Raw genomic sequence first — 16,597 nt, forward strand, 5'->3', positions numbered from 1 at the left:
CTCATGTAAGAATTATAAATCCAAAATTTTTGAAATGTCTCATAATAATCCCCAGTTTATAAATCCTCCAAAATTATTTAAATAATGTATAACTTTATTTTTTATTAAGTTCTGCTAAATCTGGATATTCAATTCTTTGATGAAAAGAACCCATAAACAGCCTTATAAAGACTTCCTTGATCCTTAGAAGCTCTTGAAGTGTCATAGGAGATTCGCTGAGCTGACCATCCTCAAGCTTATTCTTAAAAATTCTATCAATTAAACTGTCTATCTTCGGGAATACCGATCCAGAAGAAGCCCTCACAGCAGCTTCTACCGCATCTGCGAGCATCACTATAGCAGCCTCCTTAGTTTTTGGCAGAGGGCCAGGATATCTAAAATCCTTCTCTTCAACCTCAGAAAAGCCAGACTGCAAAGCCTTATGGTAGAAGAAGACGATCAAGCTTGTGCCGTGGTGCTGTGAAACTATATCCAATATCTTTTCAGGAATGCCATAAGATTTTCCGATTTCCACACCATCTTTTACATGTGAAATCAATATTGTGGCAGAAAGCCAGGGCGATATTTCAGAATGCAAATTCACGCCGTTTTTCTGATTCTCTACAAAAAATTGAGGCCTTTTCAGCTTCCCAATATCATGATAATAAGAGGCAACTCTTGCCAATAAAGGATCGGCATTTATTTCTTCAGCAGCCGTTTCCGCCAGATTTGCAACTATCACGCTGTGATGATATGTACCAGGAGCCTCTATTTGCAATCTCTTTAAAAGCGGATGGCTAGGATTCGATAAATCTATCAATTTCAATGGGCTAAGAACTCCCACAGTGCTCTCAATATAAGGTAGGGCTCCCATTGCAGCAATCGATGATAAAAATCCATTCGCAATAGCAAAAGCAAACTGACCCAAAGAATCAAGTATGTTTATACCGCTCCAAATATCCCAAAGCAAAACAGCCAAGAAAAAGGTCAGAGAAAATAGGAAGGCAGTATCGGACAAGTCGCCTCTTCTCTGTATGCCTCTACCGAAAAATGCTCCAGCAAATGCGCTGATAATTGCCATATAAAACCCAAGCAAACTAAAATTGCCAAAAAAGAACACTAATATAGCCAATACAACAGAATAAAGGAGAGATATAGCAGGTGTAAAAATCAACGACAAGAGCAATGAAACACTGGCAAGTGGAACGATAATCGGAGAAATAGGGAACAATACAAAAACAAAAAGTATATAAACAGAAGATAATACTCCAAGGACTATCATATGCCCCCTGTCAAGAACTATCTTTGGAGAGAAATTAGCTATAATAAACCTAAATGCCAACAATAGAAGTCCTGAAAAGAAAAATAGACTTACAAAATTTCTAATCCCCGAAAGATTGTCCATAATGCCCAATTCCTTAAGTACATATGCCTTTTCAGGAGTCAAAATCTCTCCGCTTCTCACCAGAATCTGACCCTTTTTCACATCGACTACTACTGGTACTATGTCTTGGATTGCCTTTTGTTTGAGCTCGTTCGTTAGACCGTTATCTACAGTTGCATTTATTCTAAAATATCCCAAAATCAAATTCATAAATGACTGAGATGTGCCAGGATCGAGATTCAATGAATTTATTACCCCTGCCACTTCATTGGACAACACATCAAGCCTTTCTTCCCTGGGCAAAACAGCAAAAACTTTGTTAAGGTCTATCTCCAATTCTTTTGGATTAGCGCTCATAAGAGAAGTGATATCTCTTTGCGTTAAAAAGGGTGCCAGATCCTTTAGCTTGGTAGATCTTTGAGATTCAGACAAATCCTTAGTAGATTGCAAATTTGAAAGAAAAAGGTTGACAGACTCCTGAACAGAAACAAATTTGCTAATTGAAACCACAAGGACATCTGGGACAGATCTCTCCCGTTGTAGTTTAAGAGCCTCGGTAGCAACTGTATTGACAATTTGGGCGTCTTTTGGAGAAACCACATCAAACGGAACCATCTTCCCAACAGATAAAGAAGGATAAACCCCTCCCATATTATAAAGAAGGGCTGATAACATAAGCGCGATTAACAGGTAACTAAAGAGCTCTTCCCCTTTGAATCGCAACCAAAAAGGCTTTAGCTGACCGAATAGAGAGCCAAAGCGAGTGAAATACATTTTAATCTAAGTTATCTTTTTTTTCTTTTTTTTGCAGCCTCAGCTCTCTTCTTCTTTTTCTTAACACTTGGACTTTCATAAAATTCCCTTTTTCGAACCTCGGAAAGGATTCCCTCTTGCTGAACTACCTTGTTGAAACGTTTTAATGCACTGTCTATTGATTCATCTTTGTTAATACGAATTTCTGGCAAAGTTTAACAACCTCCTCAAAATTATCATCCAGGTGGCCACTCCATTGGCCTGCCACCAATCACATGAAAATGAAGATGGAACACTGTCTGTCCTCCATCATCTCCAACATTTGTAACAACTCTGTATCCTTTAACAAGTCCTGCATTTTGGGCAATCAAATCGCACACATACAACAAATGGGAAACTAGCCCAAAATCAGAAACATCATTAAGACTCTTTATGTGTTTCTTTGGTATTACAAGGGCATGAAAAGGAGCTACAGGATTGATATCTTTGAAAGCTAAAGAATTATCATCCTCATATATTATCTGAGAGTCAAGCTTTTTTTCTGCTATAAGGCAAAATACGCAATTCTCCAGATAAAACCTCCTAAATAAAGTACTCCCGCAGTGCCGTGTGCCAAGAGTCTTGAACCCAATCCTCATACAGTAATGGGCATACCTTCTTGCTAATTGTTTGCGATATGCAAACACAACGCCAGAAGCGATCTGCCCTTGAAGTTCGGTGTTAGCTCAAGATCTCAAGAGTATCACGAGCACCGCAGGAACTTATAAGAGTATAACATAAAATAGACTTAGAGTTAATAGAATAAAAGTTTGATGTTAAATAAGACCGTTTATAGCTTTGACTGTAAAAAATAATTTAAGTTAAAGTATATAATATAAAAATGATTTCAAAAGAGAAAACTAAGATACTTGTAATATTTGGCTATCCCGGTATTGGTGACATATTATTGGCATCGCCAGTGTTAAGAGCATTAAATAGCTATTATAAAGACGTAGAATTTACCCTTTTTGCAAGGAAAATTTCTTCACTTTACAGCGTTTTCAACATTATCCCTTCCTGTGAAAAAGTTGTGTTCTATGATAAAAACGGCGAACACAAAGGTAACTTATCCTTTCTCAGGCTATGTACTTCTTTAAGAGGTCAGAAATTTGATCACGCTATAGTTTTGCACCACTCACCAAGAAATTCTATCGTCTCTTTTCTCTCTGGCGCTAAAAACAGAATAGGGTTAGACTATGGAATAAACAAAATCTTTCTAACAAAATATGTAGAACCAAATGAAAATCAAAATATTATTTATTATTATGCTGATGTTCTAAAAGCTATGGGGATAAATATATTTGACACAAGACCATGGATAATACGGCAAAATGTAGAAAGAGTAAAGAACAGGATAGTTTTCTCGATTGGTTCTAGTTGGTATCGAAAAGAATGGCCGCCTGAGTATTTTGCCCTGCTTGCGAATATGCTTGACAAAAATGGTTTTGAGGTAATCTTGGTCGGATCTGAAAAAGATATAGAAAAAGCAAACGTTATTATTTCAAAATCGAACGTTATAAATATGGTAAACAAAACAAAAAACCTTTTGGATCTGTGCAAGATAATAGAAAGCTCAAGCCTATTAATCTGCCCAGATACAGCAAGTCTTCACATAGCCAGAGGGCTTGACACAAAAACAATAAGCCTTTTTGGACCAACTTCACCTCTAATATATGGCCCCCTCCCAGAGGAAACAGATCACAGGGCAATATACAAAAATCTTCCCTGCTCGGATAGATGCATTGACAAAGAGTGTCAGGAAAACCTTTGCATGAAGCAGATTAGCCCAGATGAGGTTTATGAAAAAGCATTGGATATCCTCTCTAATCAGTAAGCTTTATTGTTGAGAGGGTCATAAAGTATGCCAATATTTCAAGCTGCATTCTACCGTAAAACATATTTCCAGTAAGTCCCTCGCCAAGCCAATACCCCGTTATAAAAGTAACGAGAACAGAACATAGGGCCCATTGAAAACCCTTTGAATTTCTGAGCAAATTTATAGTCTGTTTGTAATACTGATAAAGCAATGCCACAAGACAAATTAAGCCAACTATTCCCATATCAGTTAAAACTTGAATAAAGGTGTTATGCGCGTGAGCTACCGAGTTTGCAAGTGGGTCTTTTGGGTTGAGATATCTATAGTGATAAGCAAAGTGTCCCGCGCCTACACCGATTATTGGACTAAGAGGAAATATTTTAAAGATAGCTACCTTCCAGAACATTATCCTCTCGTGATTCGCAGTATATGTAAAGTTTAATAAATCAATAAAATTCGTTATACCCACATTTCTTTTAATAGGAGCGAGCAAGCCAATAGCGAAAATAATTGCCGAAGCAATCAGGCCCTTTGTCCTGAAAATCAATATCACAAATAAGCAAAGCCCTATTATGCTGGATATAAAGCTCCCTCTTGCACTTGATACATACAACACAAAAAGCTCAAAAAAGTAGATGGCAAACCAAAAATAAAAAGATTTCTTTCTATAGTTATATACTGCAAGGATAAAGGGAGCCAGTAGTGCAAGAGCCTGATAGGCGCTATAAGCGGTGTAGTAATGAAAGCTACCGACAACCTCGCGATTTCTTAGCCATTGGAAGAAAAATGCATATATTGTAATGGGCAGGGAAGAACAAGTCAAAGCAATAAAAGAGAAAACCACATCTCTTTTGGATTTTATAATACAGTATGTAACAAATATTACAATAGCATATTCAAGGTAGGTGCTAGTCCATCTCAACCACAGTTCTTTATCAGCAGCTGCTATGCCAGAGAGAACGGCCGATCCGAACAAAAATAGCGCATAAGGCAGTATGCCCTTTTTTAATATAGACAAGTTTTCTTTGGTCAGGCATGTTAACAAAGACAAAGTTAAAAACAGATAATCAACGGCATTGCTGAGAGGATTTGAAAATAAAAATAAACAAAAGAAGATCAAAGAAATTTTATGCCTATTCATAAATACGTTTTTCATAAAGGTGCTCCCTATTAAAATTTTTTATATTTTAACACCAAACACAAAAATAAGTCTTGAAAGTTGTATAAGTGGTTTTATTTTAAACTAATTATTTACAAAAAATTAACATTCTTCATGTTTAATATTTAAGAAGAGGTGATAAATATGAAACAATTGTTAAGAGAGATAATAGAGAATAAACATTTTACAACCTTGTTCCAACCTATATTTTCACTTTCAAACGGCAATGTGGTTGGCTATGAAGCTCTTACAAGGGGTCCAGAAGGATCTATATTGTATAATCCAGAAAAGCTATTTGAAAGTGCAAAAAATGAAAGCTTATTATGGGAAATGGAATTATCTACAAGATCAAGTGCTATAGAAAGATTTCTTAGCTTTCAATCAGATAAAATGCTATTTTTAAACGTGGATCCAGATATAATAAAGGATGAAAAATTTGTTAAGGGATCTACGAAACATCTACTCGAAAATATAATTAAGCAGTCCAATATAGTATTTGAAATTACTGAAAAAACAGCAATAAAAGATTATATAGAGTTCAAAGAAATTATCAAAAACTATAAAACGCAAGGTTACAAAATTGCAATTGACGATGTGGGAGCAGGATATTCTGGTCTTACCACCATTTCTGAAGTAAGACCAAACTTTATAAAAATTGACATGTTTCTTATAAGGGACATCGATAAAAATAATTTCAAAAAATCTATAGTAAAGGCACTCGTAGAACTCGCCAACAACTCAAATCTAAAGCTCATAGCTGAAGGAATAGAGACATTAGATGAGCTAAAAACTGTGATTGAATTAGGAATTACTATGGCACAAGGATTCTTGTTAGGGAAGCCATCAAAAGAGCTTTTAGTTTTGGATAATGTATTGCAAAACTTCATTCAAGAGACAAAGTTGTCCTTAGAAAAAATGAAATTTACATCAGCATTTAAATCACAAATAGGAAAAATAGCGAGAAGAGATGAAGGCAAACAATGTTCAAACTTATCAAAGGATATAGAGAAAATATTTTTAAGCAATGTTAACCTGCATGGCATAGTACTATTAGATGAAGACAAGGCTGCGGGACTGATTACAAGAAGAGAATTTTTCACTCAACTGGGTACACAATTCGGAAGAGAATTGTATCTAAACAAACCAATAGAGAAGATAATGGACCAGGAGCCCCTAATACTTGACTACTCAATTCCAATTGACCAAGTAATAAAAAAGATAGCGAATAGAGAAGAGAATAAACTGTATGACTATGTAATTGTAGAAAAGGATGAAAAGTATTTTGGAGTAGTCCCAATAATAAGTCTTTTAGAAAAATCTATGGAATTAGAGCTAAATGTAGCCAAATACTCAAATCCTCTTACGGGACTGCCTGGAAACCTAATAATTGAAGAAAAGATTAGAGAATTTATAGATAAAGAAGTGCCATTTTCTTTAATTTATTTCGATCTAAATAATTTCAAATCTTTCAACGACTATTACAGCTTTGAAAGGGGCGATAAAGTTATAAAATATACTGCAAACATATTAGAGAGACATATTGGTTTTCATAAAGATGCATTTTTAGGGCACGTAGGAGGAGACGACTTCATAGCAGTTGTAGGGGCTTATGAGATAGAAAGGTTATGCTGCAACATTACTGAAGAATTTGATTTTAATATCAAGAGATTTTATAACGAAGAAGATATAAACAAGGGTTACATAACATCAATCGACAGAGATGTTACAGAAAAGCACTTCCCAATGATTAGCATTTCAATAGCATCTGTAAATAACAAGAAGATCGCAAATTATGAAAATATGACCGAAAAGGTTTCGGAAATTAAAAAAATATGCAAAGAATTGTGCAAAAAATTTAAGAAAAGTTATTTTTTGTCGGAAGAAGAAGTTCTTATAAAATAGTAAAATGACAGATAAACCAAAATGACACTTGCAAACAATTTTTAAATGTGATAATATACTTTTCATTCAAAGGGGTGGTGGTGTAGTCGGCCCAACACACCTGCCTGTCACGCAGGAGATCGCGAGTTCGAATCTCGTCCACCCCGCCACTTAAATTATTAATTAACCTAATCCTTAGTCAGGAGATTGGTTAATTTTTAATTTTTTTCTAATCTCATAGTTTATAATAGATCAATTACTATTGTAAAAGAGGTCTTAGTGAAAAGGAAAATTTTCTTTATATTGGTGCTTTTTCTTATAGTTTCTTCTGCGAGCAGTTACTCTTTTGCTGTCACCCTCAGGCCAGGAGATAGCTCTGACGAGGTCCAAAATATAAAAGTAAAGCTTTACGACCTAGGATACAACGTAACGGTAAACAAAAACTTCGATGAAAAGACCGAAAATGCAGTAAAGCTTTATCAAAAAGAAGCCAAACTCCCTGTCACAGGAATCATAGATGACATTACCTATCAATGTCTCACAATGGGCAGAATGACAGTAATAGAAAAATACAAAACCTTCGACCTTGCGTCCCTTTCAAGACAGATGGACGTTAATTCGAACCCCATAATAAGAACTGCAGTAAGATTTATGGGCATCTCATATAGGTGGGGCGGAGAAATGCCCTCTACAGGGTTTGACTGTTCTGGATATGTCCAATATGTCTTTAGATTAAATGGGATAAGCCTTCCAAGAACGGCCGATCTCCAATATGACTCGGGAACTCCAATATCTGTTTCAGAGCTTAGACCAGGAGATTTAGTATTTTTTACAACTTATCTGCCAGGAGCTTCACACGATGGGATATATATTGGTAATGGAAAATTTATAGCTGCGAATACTAGCACGGGGGTTAGTATAAGCTCTCTTGATGACCCTTATTGGAAAACCAGGTATTTTGGAGCAGTTAGAGTTCGATAAGATCCATATTTAGTGGCTTTAAAACTGAAGACCTTACCTGAGCCAGTCCTTCCAGCTCCTTTCCGATCAGGGTTTCATTTTCTGATTTTGCAAAAAAGACAGAGCCAGATCCGCTCATCAGATTCCAATCAGACAGTCCATTTAATACTTCTTTAATTTTTTTTAAATCAGAATCTATTGGCAAAATCAAATCTTCAAAAACATTCCCTGTTTTAATAAAACCTCTCCTTCTTTCATCACAAAACTGTTTCGTATAGTTAGTAATTTTCGGATCTTTATCGTACAGGTTATACGCAAAGGATGTTGATATTCCTTTGTTTGGCAAAATCAATATTATTTTTTCTTCTAAATACTCTTCTAATTTAGAGACCTTTTCTCCTCTCCCTTCGACCAGGCACATTCCCCCATAAAAAAAATATGCTATATCAGAACCAAAATTGAGAGACAGATCGAGCAAATCCTTTCTCTTTAAACCTAAGGAAAAAATTAAGTTGATAGCGTACAGAAAAGCTGCCGCATCGCTTGAACCGCCTCCCAGACCAGCCATCAGGGGTATGTTTTTTTCTAAATTAACGTATACTCCACTCTTAACATCATAGTTTGATGAAATATAATGCCAAATTTTGTGTAAGATGTTGTTTTCAATCTTAATGTTAGAATCAAGAATCAAGTTTTTATTATCAATAGGCCTCAAAGACAATGAATCGAAAAAATCAATACTGTGAAAAACAGAAGCAATTTCGTGATAACCATCTGGATATTTGCCTAAAATATCAAGGCTTAAGTTAACTTTTGCAAAGGCATTTATAGTAAAAATAACTTTTTTATCCTCCTGACATTAAATAATTAAATCAATCTAATTAAAATATAACTTATACCAAACTATAATTGATATAATATTCTAAACTATAAAAGAGGTGAAGTTTTGGAACAAATTTCAAATTTGCTAAATGTAATTTATTCAAGCGTACTGAGCATGAATATGAACATATGGGTCTTTTGCTCTATCGCATTTTTCTGGCTTTTTTTAGATTCAATGGGATTACCCCTGCCCTATGAAGGAATGCTATTAATTACAGGCGCTCTTGTAGGCGCTGGTTTCATAAACCCAGTAGAAGCTATCGCACTCACAATATTTTCAACAATTTTTGGAGCATGTTTATCTTTCTTAATCGGCGTAAAACTAAAGCCATTTACTACAAAATTAGGTCCAAGGTACCTAAACATATTAGAACATATCTTATATCTCATTGAGGGAGAGAAGGGCTTTGTAATTCTTATAGTTGTCAGATTTCTACCTGGAATAAGACATTTTTCTTCCTACATCGCAGGGATTTCGAAAGTTGATCTAAAAGATTTTTTAATCCCAACTAGCATAGGCAGCTCAATATGGACTATTTTTGTATTAATAGTGGGCTTTTCAGGAATGGAGAGCATAAAGATGTTCAAAGAAAATTCGCTATTAGCATCCTTAATTCTCGTAATCACAATTTCTATATTTGGCTATGTTTATTTTTCCCTACACAAACACAGCAAAAAAATTCTAAAAGTTAAAAAAGGAGATATTTATGAGAAAAAGACTGTTAATTGAAATGGGTATGGGCATAGACCAGCACGGACAGTCTCCTACAAAGGCAGCAATTAAAGCTATTAAAAACGCAATACAGAACGTTTACATAACTGGATTAATAGAAATATTTAACATTAAGAATCTGGAAGAAATCGAAATTTTAGCAGAATTAGGAGTTCCAAATCCAGACATGATAGATATTGAAGAGCTAAAAACTGCCTTTCCAATTCAGGGGAATATAAAGATAGATGTGAAAGATGGAGGTATGAAGATAAAGGCTCTTAAAATAGAAGAGCTAAAAGACCTCAGCGATGAAGTAATTATTTGCTGTGCAGCAGTAAGCGTATTTGTAAACGTAAACTGAGATTAGATTATATTATCCTATACTTGAAAGGTTTTCTAAGGTTCTTGCTCTTATTGTTGGGCTGTCAGGGTATGGCTCTTCAATAGGCAAAAGTAAAGATACAGTCTGTGATTTACAAACTGGGCATACACTTTGGTTATTTTTGTCTTTGTGAACGACAAATCTTTTGCCACAATGCGAGCAATATATCAAATCCTTTTGCCCTGACTTCTTGCCCCTCTTGGCAATGGGTTCTCCTTCGATCTCCACAATATCCATTGAAAAGTTTATTATTGGTGCATTTGTCAAAGCAGTGCCCACGCCAAATATGTCTGCCACATCGCTAAGATCTTTGGCCACATATTCATCAATGCCCCCTGAAAGGGCAATCTTTACCTTATTAAAACCGCGCAAATCGAGCTCCCACCTAACCTCTTCAAGAATCTTTCTAATATTGCCTCTCCTTGAGGACGGCGTATCCAGCCTTACGGCATAAAGTCTTTCGCCCAAAAGCTTGGCAGCCTCAATAGCTTCAAATTTTTCATCACAAAAAGTATCGACAAGGGCAATACGAGGTATAGCTTTATCAATCACGTCGTCAAATGCCTTAAGAGCATCTTTCAAGGACCCCATAAGCAGCACCAAAGAATGAGGCATAGTCCCCTTTGGGGTTTGATTGATTACTTTACCGCCAATAATGCTTGAAACCCCATCACAACCTCCAATATATGCGTTCCTCTCAAGATGAGCTGTAATAGAAGGGTGAGCGCGCCTCGAACCAAATGAGATAAGCTGCTTGGAACCTATGACCTTTTTAATTCTGGCAGCCTTAGTGGCTACCGCCGATGCCTGGCAAAGAATGCCCAATACTGCAGTTTCAAAAAGAGCAAAATCTACATATCTACCTTTAATAGACAAAACTGGCTCGTCAGGATAAAATAAGCTGCCCTCTCGCATAGATAATACTTCTATGCCTCTTATATTATTAAGTATCATCCTGGCTTCATTAATGCCTGCAAAAATCCCCCAATCATAGCCTGTCGGCAATGAAGAAGCTTTTATCTCAACCAAAACACTCTTGTTGATATCTTTTTCGTTCAGGATTTTCAAAGTTCTTAGAAAATACGAATCAGCGGTAAAACCGTCTATTATTTCATCAAAGTCTGAAATAAGCAATTCTTCTAAGACTCTTTTTTAGGCTTTCTGCCGCAAGATTTCTCCTCATTGCAATAGCCTGTAATTTCACACTTTGGGTATAAAAATTCTGACAAGAAGGGAGAAACCTCAAAAACTCTTACCTTTATCTCCTCAAATATTGAACGTATTTCCCATTGTGCCCTTTGACAAAGCCTAAGATTGGATGCATGCATAAGCTCCCTGAAGTTCATAGTCATAACAAGAGAGGTATGAGCGCTATTTGGCAGAATATACCTTGCGTCCTCAGCAGGAACTCCCTTAGACAAAAGATCCTCGTACAATCTCCTCCCAAGCTCCAGATAGTCCCTGTATTTCGTAAGAATTGATGGATGTTTCTGGAATGTTTGCGGGAATACGTATAAATCTTCTATCTCAACTCTTTTGTTAGATTCAGAATCTCGACTCCTCATGCCAAACCTGGTATATCTTTGGCTCTTTTGTGTAAAGGACGCTATCCTGTGCCTTACAAGCTGATGAGAGCAGGATCTGGAGATATTTTCAACTCCAAACGTAAAAGAAACATGCTCAAAAGGAGTATGATGTCCCATCTTATACAATCTCTTTACAAGCTCTTGGGCCTCATCTTCTTTAAGATCAGAATATACGTCAAAGATAGATTTCGTAGTCACTGAGACCCTTGCCCCCAGGGCAATAGCCCTGACGGGGTCTGGAGTACAGTAAATAAGTGAAATCTTAATTTTTTTCTTCCTCTTTGAATTTCTTGCTATATTTTTTGTTAAACTTCTCTATCCTGCCTTCTGTGTCAACAAGTTTCTGAGTTCCAGTGAAAAATGGGTGACATTTTGAGCAGATATCTACCTTGATAGCCTTCTTGTTTGAACCTGTGGTAAAAGTATTGCCACAAGCGCATGTAACCACGCAGTCCTCATAAAATTGAGGATGAATTCCTTCTTTCAATTGATACACCTCCAATACAAATTAAAAATATTTTAACATAATTTGAAATAGAATGTATAATTACAAGGATTGTAAAAAATAAATTTATTGAAAACAATTTAAAGGAGGATCTATGTCAGAAAAACTTGTTGTAACAGTAACGGTGGGACCAGATGATCCAGAAAAGGCTACCTTTGCCTTTATAATGGCGAACACTGCTCTAATTATGGAGATGGATGTAACAATGATATTCCAATCAAATGGAATTTATAACGTCACCAAGGGAGCATACGAACACATAAAGGCTGTAGAGCACGAAACCATTAAAGAACATGTAGACAATTTTATTGAAAATGGAGGAAAGCTGCTCGCTTGTATCCCTGCTTGTATTTCAAAAGAGATACCAAAGGACCAGCTAATAGATGGTGTCCAAATGATAAAGGCAGGAAGGGCTCTCAAGGAGATGATGGAAGCCAATCTCGTTCTGAATTATTAAAAATTAGCTTATAAGTTTTTTGTCACCTATTTTTACAGATCAGCTGATCGGATAAATATTATTAACGAGCTAACATTAAATTCAAAAAAGGTGTATGCACTAAAGTGCATACACCTTTTTCTTGTTAATTAATAGCCCTCTCCTTCACCTTCTTTTATCTTGTAGCTAAATGTTTTATATGTCCAAAATTTATACGCAAGTACAATCGGTACGAATATTATCACTACAACTGTCATAACGGTTAATGTATATTGGCTTGAAGATGAGTTAAAAGCGCTTAAGCTAAAAGCATTGTTGATGCTAGAAGGAATAAGATTTGGATATAATCCTCCTACGCCAGTAAACGTTAAAAATATTATACATATCGCCGATGATAGAAAGGCCATAATTTCAGAGGAATTGATAAAAAATCCTGCTCCCAAAAGCCCAATTACACAAAGAATGGGCACAATAAGTAGAAATGGCATAGAAAAGTAGTTGGCATAAAGATTGGTTACAAAGTAAGCGCTTACCAAGAACAAAACTGCAAAGAATAGCGTGATAAACCATAGCTTCCTGGCAAGAGCCTTAGCCCTAAGATTGATATCCCCTTCAGTTCTAAAAGAAAGCCAAAGAGAGCCATGCAACAAGAAAGCTACTACAAACAAGATACCGGTAATTAGCCCAAACGGGTTAAGAAGCGTTATCAGATTTCCATGATAGCCGGTCTGATCGATTGGAAGTCCTTGAAAAATATTCCCAAAGGCAACTCCAAGCAAAAGTGCAGGTAAAAGACTCCCAAGAAACAATCCATTTTCTAACAAAGAAGCTAAAGAAGGATTATTTACCTTATACCTAAATTCAAGGCATACAGCTCTTATTATCAAGCCGTACAAAATAAGCATAAGCGGAAGGTATAGAAAACTGAACATATAGGCATATGTAGTCGGAAAAGCAGCAAAAGTAGCGCCTCCTGCAGTTATAAGCCATACCTCGTTAGCATCCCAAACGGGGCCAACGCTTTCAAGCATAGTCTTTTTGTCTTGATCTGTTTTACCAAAAAATGGAAATAACATACCTATTCCAAGATCAAAACCATCAAGGGCAAAATACATAGCCCAAAGCAGTCCCCAAATGATAAACCACAATATATTTAACATAACTTCACCCCCTAATCCGTTTCCAAAGGACCCTTGCGGGCATAATAAGTTAATAGCGTAAAATCAAGAACAGCAAGCGCTGTATACAAAACAATGAAAATTCCAAGAGTTAATATGACGTCTCCAATTGTCAAGTTTTTGCTAACAGCATCGTTCGTCTTCAACAAACCATACACTATCCAGGGCTGTCTTCCAACCTCAGCAACAATCCAGCCAACTTGAGTAGCAATATATGGAAGAGGAAGTGAGTAGAGCATTATTCTCAAAAAACCACGATGATTGAGCAATTTGTCTTTCTTAGCAAGCCACCATGCCAAAATCGTTAGAAATATAAAAAGCGTTCCCAAACCAACCATTATCCTAAAACTCAGAAAAACTGGAGTTACAGGGGGGATATCGTTCTGAGGGAAGCTATTTAGCCCCCTGACTGTAGCATTGGGATCATGATAAGCAAGCAAGCTTAAGAGAGACGGTATAGGAAAAGCCTCTACCAGATTTGACTTTTTAGCATCATCAGGCACCAACAAAAGGTAAATTGGAGCTGATTTTTCAGTATTCCAAAGAGACTCCATTGCAGCTATTTTTGTTGGTTGAACATGTGCAACCTCTGCAGCGTGCATATCACCAATAAAAAATACAAGTAAACTCGAAATCATGCCAAAGGTGGCAGCAATGTAAAATGACTTTTTAAAAAACTCAACATTTTGTTTTTTCAAAAGATGATAGGCAGATATACCCATTACAAAAAAAGCACCTACAACAAAGCCTGCTGTAATGGTGTGGGTAAACTTAAGCCATGCGTATGGGTTAAACACCACAGCAGCAAAATTGGTCATCTCTGCTCTATTGTTCTTAAGAACAAAGCCTACAGGATCTTGCATCCAAGCATTGGCAATGAGTATCCATAGAGCAGACAGATTTGATGAGAAGGCCACAAGCCAGATACTAATTAAGTGCATCTTTGGCGATATCCTTTTCCACCCAAAAAGCCAAACTCCCAAGAATGTAGATTCAAGGAAGAAAGCAAGTGTAGCCTCTATTGCAAGAGGCGCGCCAAAAATATCACCCACATAAATAGAGTATTGAGCCCAGTTAGTACCAAATTGAAATTCAAGTGTAATACCAGTGACAATGCCTAAAACAAAATTAATTAGAAATAGCCTTCCCCAAAATTTTGTCATCTTCAGATAAATTTCATTTTTTGTTCTGTAATGAAGAGTTTCCATTATTGCCACAAGGATGCCCAAGCCCAAAGTTAATGGGACAAAAATAAAGTGGTACATTGCAGTAGCTCCAAATTGCAGTCTTGACAATGTTACAACGTCCATAAATTTCCCCCTTTCATTTTTTATTATAATAAATTATAGTTAACAATAGATAAAAGTCAATAGAAATGAGAATTACTTCTAAGAGGTGAAATAATGGAAAAAATTAATAAAGATTCAAGGATCTCGTTATCAATAGATTTAACATGGGAAGAGAACAATATTAAGCATGTAGAAAATTATTTTGCAAGACCACACATGTGGCTTGATGCAAATACTTTACCAGACAATTTACATGAATGGTTACCCGGAAAAGAAGTTGGAGAGGTATTTGAGTTTACTTATGGTGCAGGAGAGCTTTTTTCACCTTACTCATCCAAAAATATAATACCAATAAAGTGGTTCTCAGAAGAAGAAAAGCAAATTTTTAAAGTTGGCAGGTTTTATAGAATAGAGGCTCTAATGGGCAGAGAAGGTAAAAATTCTATTAAAAAGCCTTTGTTTAGGTGTATAGAGAAAAGAGACGATCTGTTCTTTGCTGATTTCAATCACCCACTATCAGAGATAAAGTGTACTCTTACGGCTAAAGTAATGAGGATTGCCCAACAACCAGAGGTTCAGTTTGGCACAGGCGGAATGTGTTTTGATTGGATATCTGACATCGGAAATGGCATAGGAATGCAGGGAAAATTTAAACAAATTGACACTGATTTTTATTCAGCTAACTCGTTTGAAGTAAGAGACACAGAAGAAGGTGGAATATTTTATGAAAATAATTCCTCAATAATAAATGTAGACATTGTGCTAAAAAATAAAATAAGCGAAGTTTTAGAAAACATGATTGATAATAGCTCCAAAATTTTAGATATTATGGGCAGAACCTCTCCCTATTTAAAGAATAATCCTGATATAACAATAATTGGCTTAAACAAAGAAATATCCTCAATAGACAAAAAGATTTCATCAATCAATAATAAAAATATTGTAAAAGATCCACGCCTGCCATATTATGAAGGCCAATTCGATTTTGTAATATGTAGCTTCTGTTTCGAATATTTACCTCGTCCACAAGAGTTTGTGAACGAGGTAAATAGGATTTTAAAACCTGGTGGTTCCTTTATAACAATATTTACAAATAGATACTTCAAACCTAAATCAATACTTTTATGGTCCGAGCTAAATGATTTCGAAAGGCTTGGATATTTGCAAGATAATTACAAAAGAACCAACTTTAAAAATATATCCACCTATACTTCGCGTGGATATCTAAGAGCACTTTCTGACCCTGAAGCCGTAATAGACAGGCAAAGCGCCCCTCTTTTTTTAATAAAGGGCACAAAATAAATCTATTTGGCTACCTCTTTGTCAACATCCTGATTGATAAATTCATAATTGCCATCAGTTTTGATTTTCAAAACTTTGCCGTTGACAAGAAAGTCAGCCAGCTTTTTTCCTGCGATGTCTACTGTTCTTCCGACAGTCTGTCTGGAAACGCCAAGCTTCTTTGCGGCTCCATCCTGATCTAAGCCTTCACCAAAAACAAGCCTGAGAGTTTCGACTTCATCAAGATCCATCAAAACCTCTTCTTTTGTTTTGCCTGCACCTTTTGGAGCATATACGCTATACTTAGGCTCCATTTGAATAAATCTTTTCAATTTCGGTCTTGGCACAAAAATCATCTCCTTATATTACACAATT

The 16,597-nt window shown here is 36.1% G+C and carries 18 protein-coding genes, 1 tRNA gene and 1 other RNA gene; 8 read left to right on the forward strand and 12 right to left on the reverse strand.

Features of this window, described 5'->3' with window-relative positions:
• Nucleotides 1–94: 94 nt before the first annotated feature.
• From V4762_RS04350 to ssrS, 4 genes are all read right to left on the reverse strand, one after another.
• Nucleotides 95–2,137, reverse strand: a complete 2,043-nt coding sequence (locus tag V4762_RS04350) for an HD family phosphohydrolase (RefSeq protein ID WP_347314559.1) — start codon at nt 2,135–2,137, stop codon at nt 95–97.
• A gap of 11 nt (nt 2,138–2,148) precedes the next feature.
• Entirely contained in the window at nt 2,149–2,328 is a 180-nt protein-coding gene (rpsU, locus tag V4762_RS04355) for a 30S ribosomal protein S21 (protein ID WP_013756837.1), read from the reverse strand.
• Nucleotides 2,329–2,352: 24 nt separating this feature from the next.
• Nucleotides 2,353–2,688, reverse strand: coding sequence for a histidine triad nucleotide-binding protein (locus V4762_RS04360; protein ID WP_347314620.1), 336 nt, complete (start codon nt 2,686–2,688; stop codon nt 2,353–2,355).
• An 18-nt stretch (nt 2,689–2,706) separates the two neighbouring features.
• A non-coding RNA gene (ssrS, locus tag V4762_RS10045) (6S RNA) lies at nt 2,707–2,879 on the reverse strand.
• A 117-nt stretch (nt 2,880–2,996) separates the two neighbouring features.
• Here ssrS and V4762_RS04365 point away from each other — a divergent pair.
• The gene (locus V4762_RS04365) at nt 2,997–3,989 is read left to right on the forward strand and encodes a glycosyltransferase family 9 protein (RefSeq protein WP_347314560.1); all 993 of its coding nucleotides are present in this window, start codon (nt 2,997–2,999) and stop codon (nt 3,987–3,989) included.
• Here V4762_RS04365 and V4762_RS04370 read toward each other — a convergent pair.
• A complete protein-coding gene (locus V4762_RS04370) occupies nt 3,979–5,127 on the reverse strand; it encodes an O-antigen ligase family protein (protein WP_347314561.1) in 1,149 nt (382 codons plus the stop codon). The two genes, V4762_RS04365 and V4762_RS04370, sit on opposite strands and share 11 nt — an antisense overlap.
• A 147-nt stretch (nt 5,128–5,274) precedes the next feature.
• Between V4762_RS04370 and V4762_RS04375 the strand changes: the two genes are divergently transcribed.
• From V4762_RS04375 to V4762_RS04385, 3 genes are all read left to right on the forward strand, one after another.
• A complete protein-coding gene (locus tag V4762_RS04375; protein WP_347314562.1) occupies nt 5,275–7,032 on the forward strand; it encodes a GGDEF domain-containing protein in 1,758 nt (585 codons plus the stop codon).
• A gap of 71 nt (nt 7,033–7,103) precedes the next feature.
• Nucleotides 7,104–7,181 (forward strand) — tRNA-Asp (locus tag V4762_RS04380).
• A 109-nt stretch (nt 7,182–7,290) separates the two neighbouring features.
• Nucleotides 7,291–7,992, forward strand: a complete 702-nt coding sequence (locus tag V4762_RS04385; protein ID WP_347314563.1) for a C40 family peptidase — start codon at nt 7,291–7,293, stop codon at nt 7,990–7,992.
• Here V4762_RS04385 and ispE read toward each other — a convergent pair.
• Complete coding sequence (ispE, locus tag V4762_RS04390; protein WP_347314621.1) at nt 7,979–8,809, reverse strand: 4-(cytidine 5'-diphospho)-2-C-methyl-D-erythritol kinase; 831 nt, start codon at nt 8,807–8,809, stop codon at nt 7,979–7,981. The two genes, V4762_RS04385 and ispE, sit on opposite strands and share 14 nt — an antisense overlap.
• A 108-nt stretch (nt 8,810–8,917) precedes the next feature.
• Here ispE and V4762_RS04395 point away from each other — a divergent pair, with 108 nt between their 5' ends.
• Together V4762_RS04395 and V4762_RS04400 are read left to right on the forward strand one after the other, a co-directional pair.
• On the forward strand, nt 8,918–9,583 hold the full coding sequence (locus V4762_RS04395) for a DedA family protein (protein WP_347314564.1): 666 nt from the start codon (nt 8,918–8,920) through the stop codon (nt 9,581–9,583).
• Nucleotides 9,561–9,926: a Lin0512 family protein gene (locus V4762_RS04400; protein WP_347314565.1), complete on the forward strand. Its 366-nt coding sequence runs from the start codon at nt 9,561–9,563 to the stop codon at nt 9,924–9,926. Before V4762_RS04395 ends, V4762_RS04400 begins: the two co-directional genes overlap by 23 nt.
• Nucleotides 9,927–9,938: 12 nt before the next feature.
• Here V4762_RS04400 and V4762_RS04405 read toward each other — a convergent pair whose 3' ends face one another.
• From V4762_RS04405 to rpmE, 3 genes are read right to left on the reverse strand one after another with little or no spacing between them, the layout of a single operon-like run.
• Nucleotides 9,939–11,081 carry a nicotinate phosphoribosyltransferase gene (locus V4762_RS04405; RefSeq protein ID WP_347314566.1) on the reverse strand — a complete coding sequence of 381 codons (1,143 nt, stop codon included), beginning with the start codon at nt 11,079–11,081 and terminating at the stop codon, nt 9,939–9,941.
• 5 nt (nt 11,082–11,086) lie between these two features.
• Nucleotides 11,087–11,830: an FAD-dependent thymidylate synthase gene (gene thyX / locus V4762_RS04410; RefSeq protein WP_347314622.1), complete on the reverse strand. Its 744-nt coding sequence runs from the start codon at nt 11,828–11,830 to the stop codon at nt 11,087–11,089.
• A complete protein-coding gene (gene rpmE, locus V4762_RS04415) occupies nt 11,796–12,020 on the reverse strand; it encodes a 50S ribosomal protein L31 (protein WP_347314567.1) in 225 nt (74 codons plus the stop codon). The genes thyX and rpmE overlap by 35 nt, the downstream gene beginning before the upstream one ends.
• A 112-nt stretch (nt 12,021–12,132) precedes the next feature.
• On the opposite strand from rpmE, the gene V4762_RS04420 reads away from it, so the two are divergent.
• Nucleotides 12,133–12,495, forward strand: coding sequence for a DsrE family protein (locus V4762_RS04420; RefSeq protein WP_347314568.1), 363 nt, complete (start codon nt 12,133–12,135; stop codon nt 12,493–12,495).
• A gap of 128 nt (nt 12,496–12,623) precedes the next feature.
• Here the strand turns inward: V4762_RS04420 and cydB are convergent, their stop codons facing one another.
• Entirely contained in the window at nt 12,624–13,634 is a 1,011-nt protein-coding gene (cydB, locus tag V4762_RS04425) for a cytochrome d ubiquinol oxidase subunit II (RefSeq protein WP_347314569.1), read from the reverse strand.
• 11 nt (nt 13,635–13,645) lie between these two features.
• Nucleotides 13,646–14,962, reverse strand: coding sequence for a cytochrome ubiquinol oxidase subunit I (locus tag V4762_RS04430; protein WP_347314570.1), 1,317 nt, complete (start codon nt 14,960–14,962; stop codon nt 13,646–13,648).
• 93 nt (nt 14,963–15,055) lie between these two features.
• Here V4762_RS04430 and V4762_RS04435 point away from each other — a divergent pair, with 93 nt between their 5' ends.
• Entirely contained in the window at nt 15,056–16,243 is a 1,188-nt protein-coding gene (locus V4762_RS04435) for a class I SAM-dependent methyltransferase (protein WP_347314571.1), read from the forward strand.
• Nucleotides 16,244–16,245: 2 nt separating this feature from the next.
• Here V4762_RS04435 and V4762_RS04440 read toward each other — a convergent pair whose 3' ends face one another.
• Nucleotides 16,246–16,569 carry a DUF134 domain-containing protein gene (locus V4762_RS04440; protein WP_347314572.1) on the reverse strand — a complete coding sequence of 108 codons (324 nt, stop codon included), beginning with the start codon at nt 16,567–16,569 and terminating at the stop codon, nt 16,246–16,248.
• Nucleotides 16,570–16,597: the final 28 nt, after the last annotated feature.

Source organism: Thermodesulfobium sp. 4217-1, assembly GCF_039822205.1.
Taxonomy (GTDB): domain Bacteria; phylum Thermodesulfobiota; class Thermodesulfobiia; order Thermodesulfobiales; family Thermodesulfobiaceae; genus Thermodesulfobium.

Bases quoted from the DNA above. Each gene is read 5' to 3' on its own strand.
- V4762_RS04400 (WP_347314565.1), top strand. From the start codon at position 9,561: ATGAGAAAAAGACTGTTAATTGAAATGGGTATGGGCATAGACCAGCAC.
- V4762_RS04420 (WP_347314568.1), top strand. From the start codon at position 12,133: ATGTCAGAAAAACTTGTTGTAACAGTAACGGTGGGACCAGATGATCCA.
- V4762_RS04350 (WP_347314559.1), bottom strand. From the start codon at position 2,137: ATGTATTTCACTCGCTTTGGCTCTCTATTCGGTCAGCTAAAGCCTTTT.
- V4762_RS04375 (WP_347314562.1), top strand. From the start codon at position 5,275: ATGAAACAATTGTTAAGAGAGATAATAGAGAATAAACATTTTACAACC.
- cydB (WP_347314569.1), bottom strand. From the start codon at position 13,634: ATGTTAAATATATTGTGGTTTATCATTTGGGGACTGCTTTGGGCTATG.
- V4762_RS04430 (WP_347314570.1), bottom strand. From the start codon at position 14,962: ATGGACGTTGTAACATTGTCAAGACTGCAATTTGGAGCTACTGCAATG.
- V4762_RS04365 (WP_347314560.1), top strand. From the start codon at position 2,997: ATGATTTCAAAAGAGAAAACTAAGATACTTGTAATATTTGGCTATCCC.
- V4762_RS04370 (WP_347314561.1), bottom strand. From the start codon at position 5,127: ATGAAAAACGTATTTATGAATAGGCATAAAATTTCTTTGATCTTCTTT.
- V4762_RS04435 (WP_347314571.1), top strand. From the start codon at position 15,056: ATGGAAAAAATTAATAAAGATTCAAGGATCTCGTTATCAATAGATTTA.